Raw genomic sequence first — 15,902 nt, 5'->3', positions numbered from 1 at the left:
ATGAAGCACCTAGCCATCACCATCGTTTTGATAAGCTGCCTGACGCAATTAATGGCGCAAGGCGCTAACATCTCTTCACTGTTTAAAAGCAACATGTCGAAGGCTGATGAAGCCTTTCACTACCTCGACTACCGGACAGCGCAATATTACTATTTGAAGGAGCTTGACAAAGTTCCTGGCAATAAGCAGGCGCAGCTGAGAGTGGCGGAATGCTACCTGAAGCTGGACGATTCGTCATCTGCCGAATCATGGCTGGCAGGGCTCGTTGACAGTGCGGGCACCGAGCCGACAGTGAAGCTATTATACGCCGAAGTATTGAGAAAGAATGGAAACTATTCGGAAGCAAAAAAATGGTATCAGCGAATATTGGACAATCACGGAAATATGATGGGAAGTGCGCTTAAGCTTGCCTTCCTTAATAACATTGACTACTACCAAAGGAACCCCGAATTGTACGAGATAAGCAACCTAACAATCAATTCCGCCCAGTCCGAATTCTCTCCACAGCTCAAAGGAAACCAGTTAGTCTTTGTCTCCTCCAGAAAACAAGAGACAATGATTCAATACCAGCCCTCCACCGCTCACAACGACGACGAGGTGATGCTCAAATACTTCGAAGTACCGCTCGACTCTATCGAAATATCAGAAAGCGTCCACCCCCTGGCATACGGAGACCTGCTGAAATCAAAGTTTCATGATGGCCCCATGTGGTTTTACAGTGAGAAAAAAAAGGTCGCTTTTACAAGAAATAACCCTAAAAACACCTCCGTAAAAAACGGTGCCAGGCTCATCAATCTTGAAATCTTTTTTGCCGACTGCAATGCTGACGGCACCTGGGCCAACGTCCAGGCATTTCCGTTCAATAGCGAAGATTACTCAGTAGGCCATCCTACCCTGAATGCCAATGGTACGAGCATCTACTTCGCCTCCAACATGCCGGGTGGATTTGGAAAGTCCGACATCTATGTCTCGCATCTGAGAGACGGGAAATGGTCAGCTCCTGAAAACCTTGGGCCGGAAATCAACACGGCAGAAGAAGAGTTTTACCCCTACCTGCACAACGATTCCACACTTTTCTTCGCCTCAACAGGCCTAGGAGGATTTGGAGGTCTCGACGTTTATATCAGTTACAGGCAACATGGCTCGTTTACCAACGCCGTAAACATGGGGGCGCCACTCAATTCCGCCCACGATGACTTCTCGATTCTGATTGATGACAGCGGTAGAAAGGGGTATATCGCCTCCAACCGTCCGGAAGGTGCTGGCCTCGACGATCTTTATGCCTTTACAACCAACTACTACTTTGTTACTGGCAGTGTGTACGAACTTGTTGACAGTGCCAAAACAGTTTCAGGTGCCAGCATCTCAATTTCTAATGCCGAAGACAACCAATCGACCAATATTACTACCGATGAGAACGGCGAGTTCAAAATTGATTTGCTTTACGACAAAAACTACACGTTCACAGTGAAAAAGGATGGATATTCTCAACTGGAACCGCTTGTATACTCAACATACAGCAAAGGAATTGGCTACGACAGCATCAAACTGAAACTCTGGAAGCACGAACTGTTTGTAAAGGGAAAAATTTACAGCAACGAGTCACAGTCGGTCATTGAAGGTGCTCTGGTGACAATAACGAACACTGCCACAGGCACCCAGCAATCAGTACAAACGGGTACTGACGGAGTGTATGCATTTTTGGTTTATCCGAACGAAAAATACAGAATAGATGCTACCAATGAAGGCTTCCTTCCCGAAGGGTATAACCTCAATACAGATAATATCTACTATGGCGAGCTCCTCAACGACCTGGTGCTCGAAGAAGTTTTTGTTGATAAAGCCACAGTATTCTTCGACGTTGACAAATACCGATTCAGCACTGAAGCTTACCCAGAGCTTGCTGATATACTAAAAACGCTCAAGCGATTTCCTAAATCAACACTTAATGTGACAGCCCACGCCGACTCCCGGGGAACGGTAGAATACAACCAAAAGCTGTCCGATCGCAGGGTTGCCACCGTACTCAACTATTTTGCTGCGAATGGTGTCAACAAATCCCGAATGAAGGGTAAAGGATTTGGTGAGTCTCTTTTGCTGAACACTTGTTCTGATGGCGTGGATTGCGGCGAAGACGACCATTCCAAAAACAGACGCGCAGAGATCAAAGTACAAATGGCAGCTCCTCCTAATGAAGTGCAATAAAAACGCTACCAGCAATCGCATTCTGGGCCACAGCTCGTGTTCCCATTTATCTCTTCAGGTTTTCCATTTGCGATCTCATTATCGGTAGCTTTTCGTACACCTTCAACCACCACCTCAAAAAAATAGGACACCGATGAGCTACCGAGCTCTGTGGAGAAGCTGAGGTTAGCCACGTCACCGGGTGCCATTCCAGACAGGTTGGCTTCGAGCTCCGGCAAGATTTCTCCTGAACCATATAGAAATTCAACAGGCCTGCCGCTCATTCTGTCCTCCAGCAGCACCCCCTGATCATCCTTCATTGTGTAGCGCAGGGAAATAATATGTTCTTTCTTAACAGTCAGCATCCTTACTAGTCCAATGTCCCTTCTTTACCCGATACCATCACCTTATCCACTGAAATCTCGCCATAAACTACGTCCAGAGACGGCTGGCCACCCTTTAAACTAACAGTACCAAAGCCCTTCTCTGTTGAAAGGAAGCTGGTAAAATCACCAACCCTGGAATCCACATAAAGCGTTTTGTCCACAGCATCGTAGCGCACACCTGTCAGCCCCTGAAGCATGCCATAGCTTGAGAGCGCCCTGGCGTACCAACTACCACATTCATACTCATTGAATGGATTCCGCACCCGGCCATCGTACCTGTCACGGCATGTACGGACGACCTCAAGCCCTTCCTCCACGGCGCCCATTTCCATCAGGTGAGCGGCCACCTGGTATTCGATACCCGTCCACACCTCGTCGCTGTAGACGAAAGGAAGTGAAAGCTTCCCTCCCTTTGGCCATGAGCACAGTAGCAAGCCCCCATCGTCACCAAGGGCAAAAGTAGGGCGCTGTGGGTTGGCATGGTCGCTTAGGTTGTACTTCAGGTTGTACTTATGCACCGCCAGCAAATGGCTCTTTAGCTTGGCAGGATTAATGGGGTCATTGAGCCCACACACCCTGGCAATCCAAGCACCCAGTACACCATCCGAAAGGCAGCCGCTTCCATATTGATACTTCGGCCCCTCCTCTTCCAGTAGTTGTCTGGCCTCATCAGAGTATTGGCCTCCCATACTGATCGCCGAAGCTTCAATAGGGTTCGGGGCCTTAAGCCCATCCACCTTTATTTTTTGAATAAAATATTCTCCATCGTACAATTCACTTTCCATGAAGGCCTTCCCCTGACTGGCCAGTTGTTCATACTTTCCAACATCTTTGCCCAGGAATTTACCCATTGCCACCAGCGCATTGAGCGCCCCCACATAAAAGCTCATGTGCATGCCATCCGGCCCCCAGAATTCAATATCGTAGGTGTTGTGGTGCGGCTCTTCCAGTATCCCTTTTTCCGATGGATCCCACGTACGAATACAAAAGTCCATACTAGACTTCACCAGCGGGAACATTTTGCCAACCCACGCATTGTCTCCGCTAATGCGCCATTCTCTGTACACTTTCATAATGCCTCCTAGCTGGCCATCAGCTGCCGCATGGAAATTATGATCATTTATCCTAATAGGTGATGTTGCCCGAAAATTCTGATGACCCTGGGCATTTTGATTTTCAAAGAATTCTGTGTGCCGGAGGCTTCTTTCCAGCGCTGGAAAAAGATGTGGGATGGCCTGTGCGTAGTTCCACACGTGGGTGCAAGAACCGTGACAGCAACCCCATGAATCGCCACAACCTTCGAAATTCCAGAGGCGGCCATCGAATTGCCTTTGCACTGTAGGCGATTTGAGAATGGACAGGTTTGCTGCCACCGCTTCAACCACCTCTGGCGGCAATGTGCTGGCATAAAAAGCCTTTGTGAACAAATCGGACTTTTTGTACAGGTCATCGTAGTTGTCCTTCCAATAGCTGCTCACCTCATTTACACTTGAGAACCTGCTACTATACCAGGGCTTGAAAAACTTTGCATCAAAATTCTTATCGTATTTATCCAGCTCATCAGGTGAATCAGCGCATCCATCTTCGGGCAAGCACTCTTCCGCACGAATGCCCATTTTCCCAAAAGACTGATCGCTGTCAGGGCTGTACCATGCCATCATTACCTTGATCGTCTTTTCCTGCCCTGCTGCGAGGGAAAAAGGAACGTACAACGAAGCACCGGGAGCACCCGATTCTACGGGCTTCACCGGCCTCACTTCAGCATTTTTTATCGTGTTCCAGGCGATAGTCAAAGGATCCCACCAGCCTCCACGAAACCAGCAATGATCAACAACTGTCGCTGTGTCGTTTGTAAAAATAGCAAAATCACACTTTTTGGAAGGCTCCTCTTTCGTGCCGGCTTCCGACAGCACAAATCCATTCGTGATGGGCTTCACTGTGTTGGTACCCTTATCTACCTTCAGGAAGTTCTTTGAATTAAACGAGAACACAGCTTCTACTGAATTAGTACCTGTGTTCTTTAACTTGTATTCAATGGCGCCTATTGGCAGGCTGGAGTTGTCATCATCGCCGGGAATAAAAGGGCTCCAGCCAGTGATCTGAACCTTCAGTGGCAAATCGCCATCTTCAAGTTCAATACCCGCAAATGGAAACCGGGTTTCAAAAGTAGCCTTCTTGAAGTGCGGCAACCCGGTAATTGCTCCGCCAAGACCATTGCCTGCATCCCTCAGCCCAAACTTTTTCCAGTCAGGAACCGGGCCTTCCAACACTTTGGCTCCTTTGTCCATTCCTTTAATAGCAATGGCGGCAAACATGCCCGGCTCATTGAATATATCAGGCTTGTTTCTCACCGACACATGCGAAATGGCACCTGCACCTTCCAGACAAAACATGCCAGCCCCCATGCCCCCAATCGGCATGGCTATTCGGCTCAAATAATCGTCACTATACTTGTCATTGTAGGCCCTGGTCGAACGTTCGCCAATGGGCTTGTTATTTTCGGCTATCCCCTTCCTCTCGTTGGGAGCACACGACATTTCGGCTGAGAGCAGGCCTGCGCCTACGCCCCCCATTCCGAGGTTCTTTAAAAATCGACGACGATCGGCTTTAGTTTTCATAGTAGGTATAGGTAGGTCAGTTAAAAATTCTCCTTTTCAATACTAAAATTTACACATTTGAAAAAACAGATCACATGATCCAGCGCTTAATATTCACAGCATCAGCCAATTAGAAAGATTGTTCAACTTTTTAAATAACCCTGATTGACTACATGAATCGGATTTCCCTTCAGTGCCGCCTGAATATTTTCCACCGTAGTAGCCATCATTCTTTTCCTGGCTTCAAAACTCAACCATGCATTGTGAGGGGTGATCAGGCAATTTTTCAGGCCCACAAGTGGATGACCCTTTGGCGGCGGCTCCTTGCTAAGCACATCCAGGGCAGCCCCGGCAATTACACCCTTCTGCAAAGCGTTGGCAAGAGCCTCTTCATCAATCAACTGCCCTCTGCTCGTATTAATGAGGAAAGCTTTTGGCTTCATGGTGGCAATCAGTTGTTCATTGATAAACTTCTCGTTTTCGCTGGTCAGTGGGCAATGGACTGATATGAAATCGCTTTCCTTAAAAAGCTCCCCGACTGTTCGTGATTTCCAGCCCACCTGTTTGGGGCTTCTGTTGTGGTAAATGACTTTCATCCCAAACGCTTCTGCCATTCTCGCTACCTGCTCGCCAATTCTTCCCAAACCCACAATGCCAATCGTTTTATCCAAAAGCTCAATCAATGGGCCGCTTGTGAAACACCAGTCTTTAGCCGCCGACCAATCACCTTTGCTTACCCTCTGAGAGTTTTGTCCCACCCTGTTTGTAAGCTCAAGAATCAGTGCGAAAGTATGCTGGGCCACTGAATGCGTCCCGTAAATGGGGACATTGCAAACGGGCACTCCAACCTTTCCGGCCGCCTCCACGTCCACAATATTGTAGCCAGTGGCCGTTACAGCAACTAGCTTCAAATGTGGACAAGCTTTTATGGTCTCGGCTGTCACCGGCGTTTTGTTGGTGACAATGACATGAGCCTCTTTGCACCGCTGAATCATTTCCTGAGGCGACGTTCGATCATAATATTTCACTTCACCCAACTGATGAAGTGTATCCCAGTTAAGGTCGCCGGGATTTAGGGTATATCCATCGGTAATGACTATCTGCATAACTTTTTCTTCTATTGACGGAGATGTACCAACTCCAACATTCCTTTATGTATACCAAAAATGACTACTGTGCCCAAAAGAAAAAGATCACTCGGCACTGGGAGCTATCTGCTGTAATGTTCTCAGGTAGCCCACCAAATCGATGACCTCTTTATCGGTCAGCGTCTTGAACAATCCCGGGGGCATCATTGAATTGGCCGATTCCTCCCTCGATTGTATGTCCGACTTATCGATCACCACCGCATCCTGTCCCACAACTCTAAGGGTTAGTTGCCGCTCATTTTCCGCATTCACGTTGCCTGAGTAGGTGCGCCCGTCTCTGGTGGTGATGACCACCATTTTGTAGTCATCCTGAATTTCGCCGCTAGGATCGAGGACATTGCTCAGCAGATAATCCAGGTTGGCCCGGTTGGAACCTGTCAACTCTGGCCCAATGCTACCTCCTTCGCCGTACATTTTGTGGCAGGCACTGCAGGTGCGCTGAAACATCATTTTACCATTGGCAACATTGGCTCCTCCAATCGCTTTTTCAGTCAATAAACCAGTGTATTTCTTATAATCGGCGGCAATATCGGAGCCTAGTTCGTCAATGGGGCCCCACACCTCCACAAAGCCGCTTCCAACCACACGCCTGAGCTGACGAGCCACATAGGCTGGCACGTCGGGTTTGGGGATCTTTTCGCTTTTTAATGCTTGTGTGAGCGACCATCCATATTCAGGCCTGGAAGCCAGCGCTTGCACAGCTTCCAGTTTCTCCAGCCTGTTGAAGCTTGAGTACTTATCGATGAGTAGCTGGCCCAATGAGTTGTCGTCAAAGGCAGCCACGGCCCTGATCACATCGATCCGCAAAGCCTCCTCATTCAATAAAGTCGGGATTTCCCGAACAAGTTCTTCTCGTTGCTGATCGGCGAGAGAATTTAACGCTTTCAGTCGCTGGTCAATAGGTGTGTTTTTGTTTTTCAGCGTGGCCAGGTATTGTTTGGCTGCCTCGGTGTCTCCATAGAACTGCGCTACCTCCAATGCCAGTTGCTTCACCTTCTCAACCCGGGAGCTCTGCAAGTTATCATACACTTTCTGCCAGTTGGCCGGCGCACTCAAATCGGTGCGTCCCTCCAACCCATTGCGCATGCCTTCCAGCATACTCATCGTTGTCTCAGGCTTCTTCCCAATGGCTGCGATAAGTTTCTCTGTGGCGTCCGCATCCACCACCCTTCTGGCGATGTATTCTGCCAGCATTGGGATTTTGCTTTTTGCTGCAAGCTGGAGTGCCCTGTCAGGATTTTCAGCGACGAGGGGCTCCGTACCAAACCAGATCATTTTTGGCAGGTTGTGGTCTTCCACGTCTTCAGCGTGGCCCATCAAAGCTTCAGCAACTGCCCACTTTTGTTCTGGCTGAATGCGCTGAAGCGCCGAGGCAAGGTAAAGCCTCACCACAACCGATTTATCTTTTTCGGCCATGGCCACAAATTTCCCCACGGCTTGCACCGGAGCCTTGTCTTCGCTTAGCAATTGAACAGCCCAGCCACGCACGTATTCATCCTTATCACCCAACGCTTCTATGAGCTGAGCTTCGGTAAAGCCCCTGGTCACGTGCAAGGCCCACATTGCATTTAGCCGAAAATCTATGCTAGTATTAGTCTGGTATATCTTTCGAAGCTGGTCATGCACTTCCTTTGCCAGGGGTGCTTTTGCTGCTCTTCCCTGAAGAATAAGCCTGGCTCTTCTGGCATGCCATGAGCTCTTGTTCGTTTGAAGCGCCACAAGCTGAGCATCGGTCATTTTGCTCAGGTCACTGTATCGTCCTTCCCAGTTTTCTGCCAGCGACTGCTTCGGTGCGATCCTGAAAATTCGACCGGTTTCTTCATTGAGCACCTCCTTGCCACAGATATCTGCGTCGTGCCAGTCGAGGACATAAAGTGCTCCTTCCGGCCCCAGCTCCATGCTGAAACCCACCCACTGCGCATTGTTGGCCATCAAAAACTCTTCACCATGGTGGCCAACGAAGCCAGAGCCTTTGGGCTCCAGCACATCCGACAACACGGCATGCTCATGGATATTGGCCATGAACAACCGGCCCTGCTGTTCCGCAGGAAAAGCGTCAGATTGGTATATTCTCAGGCCACCATGCGCCGACCGGTGTCTGTGATCAGCAATGGTTTTTATGTCGTTGTAAACGTAGGGATTGAAATGCTGCCCGCCCTGGCGATGATATATACCGCCGGGAATCACATGCCAGAGGTGTGGTATAACGCAAGCACTAATAAACAGCTGCCCTTTGGCGTCAAAGTCGATCCCCCACGGGTTACTGAACCCATGTGATACTACCTCGAATTTGTCCTTCGTAGGATGGTAGCGCCAAACGCCGCCGTTGATGTCAGTTCCCTCTCCTTCGAATATGTCTTCAGGAAAAGGATCATTGTGACCATATATCCTGCCTTTTCCTTTCGCCAGTTTCACTTTAGAGGGTGTAGCAAACCCCTGCAAGCCGTAAAGCCAGCCATCGGGACCCCAGTGCAGACTATTCAATGTCTCGTGTCTGTCACGGATGCCCCAGCCTGTCAACCGAACTTCGATGTCATCCATTTCGGCTTTATCATCATGGTTTTTGTCAGGCACAAAGAGCAGGTTCGGCGGTGCACCAACAAACACCCCATCGAAACCCACGGCTATTGCCGAAGGAAATGCAATGCCTTCCAGAAACACCTTTCGGCTATCAGCGACACCGTCGTGATCGGTGTCTTCCAGGATCAATATGCGGCTGTTTCCCGCTTTCGAAAAGCCATAGCCCCTCGACTCATAGTCTTTGTTCTCCGCAATCCACAGCCTTCCCTTGTCATCCCAGCAAAAAGCCATTGGCTGCGACATCATCGGCTCGGCTGCCCACACATTTACATCATAGCCATCTTTGACCGTCATCGCCTCCACTGCCTCTTCGGGCTTTAGGAATTTGGCATTGCGCCCCTCCTCTTGCGCTATGCCCCAAAGCACGGCCGTGGAGTACATGTTGTGGTCGCCCACATAGTCTTGCCAGGTTTCGGTCATCTCAACGTCATTCAGCTCGCCGGTGTAAACCACCACCTCGTGCTTAATGGTCTCTGTTTCTCCCTTTGCTATTGTCCAGTCCCCCATTCTCGCCCGAACTGGCCCAATCCCCAGCTGCGCATCAACTCTCCACGTCTGTGGAAAGCCTTTATTCTCTTTATGATCCAGAATGGCAATGTGTGCGAGGTCGTCTCGTCCTTCCACCTGCATACCAGCGTCTACCCACATGGCCCGCTGCCCTTCGGCTTTTTCATTTTTCTGACGGGCAGCATTCACCACTTCTCCTTTGATGCCTTCAACCCATGGCATCCGAAGGAATAGTCCGCCGTAGTCATACTCGCCAATGGTCACGTCTGTTTTGCCAAGTCCGCTCCATTCAAGGTCAAGCAAAAACTTGCCTCCCGTTTCCCTCATCGACCAGTTTTGAGTCTCGGTAAGCACAGTATTACCCTGTTCATCGAGCAGATCATAAACGGTTTGCCACTTTACCACCTTGCCCTCTGCTTCAACAACGCTCGACGACACTTTTCGCCAGTAGTCACCTTCGGGATGATGGAAGTAGTCCCGGCCATTTACCCTGGTAAAGCCCCAATAGAGCCCCGTTTGATGCTTGTGGTGCCCCGGGCTGTATTCCGTGAGCTGACCCTTGCCGTCGGGGGCTACAATGGGATGCAAGTAAGGGCGAAAATCGGGTCTTACATTTTGTGTAACAATGGGCTCGTTTTCTCCCTCCCGAAATATGGAAATGGTATTGGCTTGATTGTCCTGCACCACTTTTAGGATGGTGGAATCAGCGGTGGAAACAGTTGTGTCCTGATCTCCTTTGGTCTGTGGCTTACAGCCCTCGATCAGCAGCATTCCAAGCAACAGAGCCGTCAATATTGGCAAATAGGGAGCAAATGAGCCAGTAGACGAGGCCCTGTAGTTTTGTAAATTCATCGCAGGTATGCTATATAGTTTAGGTAAAGTCAATTTAGTGATTTCTACGATCAATCATAACAGGCATGGTGAGCAGCGGCAGAACACGTGCTGCCGGCGAATGATTGAACAACAAAAATCACCTCAATGAAAAGTTTCGCAATTTCTTCTTCGTATCTTTTCAATTATGCAGTCGCTCGCTCCAAAAAATGCACAACCTTTTGTTCCCGACGACGGAGAACAGAATAAGTCCACGGCTATCTACGAAGAATTTACCCTTAACGACCGGTCTGCCTGGCAGCCATTGAAAGTGCTGAGTGAAGACGATTGGAATTTTTGGGTGCGCAACGGCTACATTGTAATCAAACAGGCCGTGCCAAAAGCGCAAGTTGAGCGGCTGGCTAAACTGATCTGGGAGTTTGAAGAAAAAGACCCTGACAATCCAAACACATGGTACGCCCCGCCGAGGGCACTGATGGAAATGAAAGAACTGCAACATAGCGGCATGGTGGAAATCTTTAATCACCAGTACCTGTGGGACAACCGGCAAACTCCGAGGGTATACGATGCTTTTGTAGACATTTGGGGAACAGAAAAGCTTTGGGTCACCATCGACAGAGCCAACCTTAACCTGCCTTTGCGACCTGGCCACGACTTCAAGGGATTTATGCACTGGGACTACGACCCCGAAACCAAGCCTCAGAATGTGCAGGGTGTGCTGGCTCTTAGTGACCAAACCGACGAAAACATTGGGGGCTTTCAGTGCGTGCCGGAGCTTTTCCGTACTTACGAGACCTGGAAGCTTACACAGCCAAAAGACAGAGACAGGTTCAAACCCGATATATCAGGGTTTGAAGTCGTAAAAGTGAAGCTTGAGCCTGGCGATTTGCTGGTTTTCAACAGCCTGCTCCCTCATGGCATCCGCCCCAATACGAGCGGCAACAAAGTACGGATAGCACAGTACCTCTCTATGATGCCAGCGAGGGAACACGATGAAAAGCTCAGACAATGGCGCATAGCATCATGGGGAAAACGCAAGACACCAGAAGGCTATGCCTTCCCGGGAGACCCTAGAAAATTTGAAGAAAAACACTATGAAACAGCGAAGCTTACCGAGCTGGGAGAGAAATTGCTGGGGCTAAAGAAGTGGAGCTGACGTCGGAGACAAAATCTACTTACTGACAAACCTGAACAGAAACGACAAGGCGAGACAAAAAAGGCCGAGAGTTGGATAGGTGAAGGCTTCGCTGATTGAACCAGCCACCAAAGACGGACTAATATCTCCGGCACTCTCAATTGCCTCCATAGCCTCCCTGTATTTTTGGATGAAAGCTATTGCTCCTATCACCACGGCAGCAGCCCCTAAATACACAATTCTGGCGGGGTTGTCAGGATAATTGACCTTCCTTATCCTTATGAAGAAAAATGCTTTTATCCCGAGATATATAATATAAAATAGGAAAAGATAAAGAAGTGGAGAGAACCCGAGCTCGATGATAGGTGGAAGTTTCATAGTTGTTGGCGACTTAGTGTATTCGTTGTTATTTGTCCAATCTCATTTCCATGACTCACAATCATCAAATGCCCACCACCGCTAATCGTAAAATCGGCTGTTTTTAAAGGCAAAACCCTGTCCTTATCTCCATGAATGTGGCTAACCATTTTTAGATGAGTCTCATTCCTCCAGTTAACAATTTTATCAACAGCCCATCGGAAAAAATTGTCGTCTGTCTCCAAGATAATTTCTCTCAATAACCCCTTCTCTCTTTTTGTCTTTGCCCCAAAAAACCAGTAAGTAAGAGCATTGACCTTTTTGAAGAGATTAGTTGGCATAAGACTATTGATATTTAGTCGCCCAATCAACCTAAAATAGAAGGGAATATCAAATCTCGTTTGAACTGAAGACACAAGAACTATTCCCTCACAATCAACTAATTTACCTATTTCAATTGCCATTATTCCTCCAAAAGATACTCCTATCAAAATAGGTCGGGGCGTATTAATCTGGGGTAAAAGCCGTCTTGCATAGTCTTCAATTGCCTCGTTACCCCGAGGCTGTATCCAGTCGATATGTTTGACTTTGAAGGTAGAAAAATCAACAAAATCGAACACTCTCTTATCAGCTCCCAGCCCGCTTAAAAGGTAGACTTTTTTCATTATCTTTTTTCCAATTGACAGTCCAATGCAGAACTAAAATAGGCCTAAGAAGCTACACCGACTTCCGCTCAATAAACCGAAAGTCGTTCTTCACCTCAATGGGCTTGTTCTCCAGCATGGCCTTCGCAGCCAGCTGGCCCATTTTGCGGAAATCGGTCGTAATCACAGAAATGCCGTCGCTAAGCACTTCTTTAAGCGGGGTGTCATTGTACGAAATGATGCCAACATCTTTGGCTAGTTCCATTCCATTGGCTCGCTGAAGCTTGATGAGGTTCACAAGATCGCTTTCTTCAATGACTACATAAGCCGTGTTGCTTTCAATCACATGTTCGGAACCCACTTCACTGATAATCTCATGGGGCACATTGCTGAACCCACAAAATCTCCGGAAACCTGTGACAATATCTCTGGTGTAGGGATATGTTTCGTTTTCAGGAAACACAAGAATAAGCTTTTTGTAGCGGCTCAGCTTTTCTTTGGCTTCCGACAGGGCATTATATATGTCCATTTTGAAGTCCTGATAAACGCAGCCACTAAAGTGATTTACTCCTTCTATGCGGTTATCCAGGATAATTATTTTCTCCCTGGGTATTTTGGATAGCAAGGAATTCAGCTTTTCCACATTCAGATCAGCAAAATGAGGCATTAGCACAAAATAGCTGTAGCCAGTGAGGTGCTCGGTAAGTATCTTCTCGAAAAGTTCGAAATCGCAGTGGTAAACAAAAAAATCGATGTGCGCTTTTTCTCCCAACCCCTGTGCAATAGAGTTGTATATCTCCTTCTTGTAAGTGCTCAACTTATTGAAGAGCATAAGCACCTTAAGTTGCGATTTAGGTGCCGAGTTGCTGATATAATACCCCTTGCCCTTCACAGCCGCTATCACGCCAAGCTCTTTCAGTTCATTGTATGCCTTCTCCACTGTATCCCGGGCAAGAAAGTAATCGTAGCTCACTTGATTGATAGATGGCAGCTTCTGTCCATACTTAATTTTGCCAGCTTCAATACTGGAAATAACGCTACCTACAATCTGCTTGTACTTAGGCACACTCGACTTCTCTCTGATATCCAGCAACAGCTCTTCCAACGCACTAATAGGGTTTATTCACCAACAATCAATGTTACAAATATATTAAACACAAAAAAACCACCCATGCAGTATAGTGCATGACAGTGATACCGCCACGGATATTGACTTTTGATGTATAATGTCCCGGAACGGCTGTCATGTTGGGCCTGTCGAAGCATTTTCTTCACGACAGCGCTTGCGGCAAACGAAAACGACATTACTTAATTTGTTTGTATCAAATCACACAATTCGAAATACAATGAGTGCACCCACAAAAACATTCAAGCACGTTAACTACCTATGGGACGACGCAAAGGCGGCCCAGCTAAAAGGCGATGAAGTCGCTCTCCTCCTCTATCGCTCCAACATTCTCGGAGCCGATCTGCGCATCACCAACTACGGCGGCGGCAACACCAGCTGCAAAACCATGGAGAAAGATCCGCTAACAGGCAAAGAAGTAGAAGTGATGTGGATCAAGGGATCCGGCGGTGACATTGGCACGCTTACCCGCAGTGGATTGGCCGGGCTGTACAACGACAAACTCAGGTCGCTGGAAAATGTGTACCGTGGCCTGGAATTCGAAGACGAAATGGTAGCACTGTTCAACCATTGCATCTACGACCTCGACTCCAAAGCACCTTCTATCGACACGCCACTGCATGGCTTCCTTCCATTCAAACATATCGATCACCTGCATCCAGATGCCGCCATTGCCATCGCTGCATCGAAGGACGGTGAAAAAATAACTAAAGAACTTTTCAAAGGCCAGATTTCGTGGGTGCCATGGCAGCGTCCTGGTTTTGATCTGGGCCTTCAATTGAAACAGTCGCTGGCAGATAATCCTGGCATAAGAGGCATCATGTTGGGTGGCCACGGGCTGTTCACCTGGGGCGACACCGCCTATGATTGCTACATCAATAGCCTTGAGGTAATCGACATGGCCAGCGAGTACCTGGAGCAGAATTATGGAAAGAAAAGGCCGGTTTTTGGAGGTCAGATCATCGAGTCTCTTTCTCCTGAAAAAAGAAAAGACCAGGCAGCACAGCTTGCTCCGGTTTTGAGGGGCCTTGCGTCAAGCTACGACCGCATGGTTGGCCACTTTACCGATGATGAAAAGGTGCTGCAGTTTGCCAACAGCAAAGATCTTGAACGCCTGGCGCCGCTCGGCACCAGTTGCCCGGATCACTTTCTGAGAACTAAAATCAGGCCGTTGGTGCTCGACTTACCGAAAGACGCAGATCTTTCTGACAAAACTGCCATCAAAAAACAGCTGGAGCCTTATTTCCAGGCATACAGAGAGATGTATGCGAAATATTACAATGAACACAAGCGCAGCAATAGCCCGGCCATGCGTGATCCAAACCCGGTCGTTATTATCTGGCCTGGCGTGGGCATGTTCTCTTTTGCCAAAAACAAGCAGACAACCAGGGTGGCGTCGGAATTCTACATCAACGCCATTAACGTAATGCGTGGAGCAGAAGCAATTTCTGAGTACGTGGCCCTGCCGCTTCAGGAAGCTTTTGATATTGAATACTGGCTATTGGAAGAAGCCAAGCTGCAGCGCATGCCAAAAGAACAACCCATGTCTCGTAAAGTGGCACTTATTACAGGAAGCGCTGGTGGCATTGGAAAAGCAATTGCCGACAAGCTGGCAGCAGAAGGTGCCTGTGTAGTCATCACTGACATCGACGAAGACAGGGCTTCCGCAGCCAATAAAACTTACAAAAGAGACGTGTCGACCTACGCAAAAATGGACGTCACCAATCCTGAAAGCATCAAAGCGGCATTCAAAAAAGCTTGTCTGGAGTTTGGTGGCGTCGATGTAATTGTGAATTCAGCAGGACTGGCCATCAGCAAATCGATCACCGACACATCTGAACAAGACTACGACCTGCTAATGGACGTGCTTACCAAGGGACAGTTTTTGGTATCTCAAGCGGGTGTCGACATTTTGCGGGCCCAGGGACTAGGTGGCGATCTGGTGAATATCGTCAGCAAGAACGCACTGGTTTCCGGGCCAAACAACGTGGTGTATGGCTCTGCCAAAGCAGCCCAGGCCCACATGACCAGGCTGCTGGCCGCAGAACTTGGACCTGAGAAAATAAGGGTCAATACTGTAAATCCTGATGCTGTCATTGAAGGAAGCAAAATATGGGAAGGCAAGTGGGCTGAAGGCCGTGCAAAAGCTTATGGCATCACGGTTGAAGAACTGCCTGCTTTCTATGCCAAACGCACTTTGCTCAACGAAATTATCGGCACAGTGGACATTGCCAATGCAGTCTTTGCTTTTACCGGCGGCTTGCTTAGCAAAAGCACCGGCAATATATTGAACGTCGACGGCGGCGTGGCTGCTGCTTTCGTCAGATAAAAAAGTGAAACCCTCCAAGTGGTTAACAACCCTTGGAGGGTTAGCAAATCGACATTTCGAATTAGGCCTTTCCAACCA

General features: G+C 48.3%; 10 protein-coding genes. 3 read left to right on the top strand and 7 right to left on the bottom strand.

Translation table 11 applies throughout. From position 1 onward, the window contains the following. Complete coding sequence (locus ACMVP2_RS14995; RefSeq protein ID WP_416864099.1) at positions 1–2,205, top strand: carboxypeptidase regulatory-like domain-containing protein; 2,205 nt, start codon at positions 1–3, stop codon at positions 2,203–2,205. A 5-nt stretch (positions 2,206–2,210) separates the two neighbouring features. On the opposite strand, the gene ACMVP2_RS14990 is transcribed toward ACMVP2_RS14995, so the two are convergent. From ACMVP2_RS14990 to ACMVP2_RS14975, 4 genes are all read right to left on the bottom strand, one after another. After that, positions 2,211–2,549, bottom strand: coding sequence for an FKBP-type peptidyl-prolyl cis-trans isomerase (locus ACMVP2_RS14990; protein WP_416864098.1), 339 nt, complete (start codon positions 2,547–2,549; stop codon positions 2,211–2,213). Between the two features lie 5 nt (positions 2,550–2,554). Continuing rightward, entirely contained in the window at positions 2,555–5,188 is a 2,634-nt protein-coding gene (locus ACMVP2_RS14985) for a GH116 family glycosyl hydrolase (RefSeq protein ID WP_416864097.1), read from the bottom strand. Between the two features lie 122 nt (positions 5,189–5,310). After that, positions 5,311–6,273: a D-2-hydroxyacid dehydrogenase gene (locus ACMVP2_RS14980; RefSeq protein WP_416864096.1), complete on the bottom strand. Its 963-nt coding sequence runs from the start codon at positions 6,271–6,273 to the stop codon at positions 5,311–5,313. A gap of 87 nt (positions 6,274–6,360) precedes the next feature. Continuing rightward, positions 6,361–10,254, bottom strand: coding sequence for a PVC-type heme-binding CxxCH protein (locus tag ACMVP2_RS14975; RefSeq protein ID WP_416864095.1), 3,894 nt, complete (start codon positions 10,252–10,254; stop codon positions 6,361–6,363). A 166-nt stretch (positions 10,255–10,420) separates the two neighbouring features. Between ACMVP2_RS14975 and ACMVP2_RS14970 the strand changes: the two genes are divergently transcribed. Next, positions 10,421–11,389 (top strand): phytanoyl-CoA dioxygenase family protein, encoded by a 969-nt coding sequence (locus ACMVP2_RS14970; RefSeq protein WP_416864094.1) that lies wholly within the window; start codon positions 10,421–10,423, stop codon positions 11,387–11,389. 15 nt (positions 11,390–11,404) lie between these two features. Here the strand turns inward: ACMVP2_RS14970 and ACMVP2_RS14965 are convergent, their stop codons facing one another. The 3 genes from ACMVP2_RS14965 to ACMVP2_RS14955 are packed head-to-tail and all read right to left on the bottom strand — an operon-like array spanning position 11,405 to position 13,474. Next, positions 11,405–11,746, bottom strand: coding sequence for a hypothetical protein (locus ACMVP2_RS14965; RefSeq protein WP_416864093.1), 342 nt, complete (start codon positions 11,744–11,746; stop codon positions 11,405–11,407). Next, the gene (locus ACMVP2_RS14960; RefSeq protein ID WP_416864092.1) at positions 11,743–12,390 is read right to left on the bottom strand and encodes an alpha/beta fold hydrolase; all 648 of its coding nucleotides are present in this window, start codon (positions 12,388–12,390) and stop codon (positions 11,743–11,745) included. The genes ACMVP2_RS14965 and ACMVP2_RS14960 overlap by 4 nt, the downstream gene beginning before the upstream one ends. Positions 12,391–12,442: 52 nt before the next feature. Continuing rightward, positions 12,443–13,474 carry a GntR family transcriptional regulator gene (locus ACMVP2_RS14955; protein WP_416864091.1) on the bottom strand — a complete coding sequence of 344 codons (1,032 nt, stop codon included), beginning with the start codon at positions 13,472–13,474 and terminating at the stop codon, positions 12,443–12,445. Between the two features lie 241 nt (positions 13,475–13,715). On the opposite strand from ACMVP2_RS14955, the gene ACMVP2_RS14950 reads away from it, so the two are divergent. After that, on the top strand, positions 13,716–15,824 hold the full coding sequence (locus tag ACMVP2_RS14950) for a bifunctional aldolase/short-chain dehydrogenase (RefSeq protein WP_416864090.1): 2,109 nt from the start codon (positions 13,716–13,718) through the stop codon (positions 15,822–15,824). The last annotated feature ends 78 nt before the right edge of the window (positions 15,825–15,902 follow it).

The organism is Imperialibacter sp. (assembly GCF_048007035.1).
Taxonomy (GTDB): Bacteria; Bacteroidota; Bacteroidia; order Cytophagales; family Cyclobacteriaceae; genus Imperialibacter.
The sequence above is the reverse complement of the archived record's forward strand: the minus strand, read 5'-3'. Positions and strand labels throughout refer to the sequence as shown.

Excerpts from the sequence above, each read along its gene's own strand:
- ACMVP2_RS14995 (WP_416864099.1), top strand. The coding sequence starts at position 1 with ATGAAGCACCTAGCCATCACCATCGTTTTGATAAGCTGCCTGACGCAA.
- ACMVP2_RS14990 (WP_416864098.1), bottom strand. The coding sequence starts at position 2,549 with ATGCTGACTGTTAAGAAAGAACATATTATTTCCCTGCGCTACACAATG.
- ACMVP2_RS14985 (WP_416864097.1), bottom strand. The coding sequence starts at position 5,188 with ATGAAAACTAAAGCCGATCGTCGTCGATTTTTAAAGAACCTCGGAATG.
- ACMVP2_RS14980 (WP_416864096.1), bottom strand. The coding sequence starts at position 6,273 with ATGCAGATAGTCATTACCGATGGATATACCCTAAATCCCGGCGACCTT.
- ACMVP2_RS14975 (WP_416864095.1), bottom strand. The coding sequence starts at position 10,254 with ATGAATTTACAAAACTACAGGGCCTCGTCTACTGGCTCATTTGCTCCC.
- ACMVP2_RS14970 (WP_416864094.1), top strand. The coding sequence starts at position 10,421 with ATGCAGTCGCTCGCTCCAAAAAATGCACAACCTTTTGTTCCCGACGAC.
- ACMVP2_RS14965 (WP_416864093.1), bottom strand. The coding sequence starts at position 11,746 with ATGAAACTTCCACCTATCATCGAGCTCGGGTTCTCTCCACTTCTTTAT.
- ACMVP2_RS14960 (WP_416864092.1), bottom strand. The coding sequence starts at position 12,390 with ATGAAAAAAGTCTACCTTTTAAGCGGGCTGGGAGCTGATAAGAGAGTG.
- ACMVP2_RS14950 (WP_416864090.1), top strand. The coding sequence starts at position 13,716 with ATGAGTGCACCCACAAAAACATTCAAGCACGTTAACTACCTATGGGAC.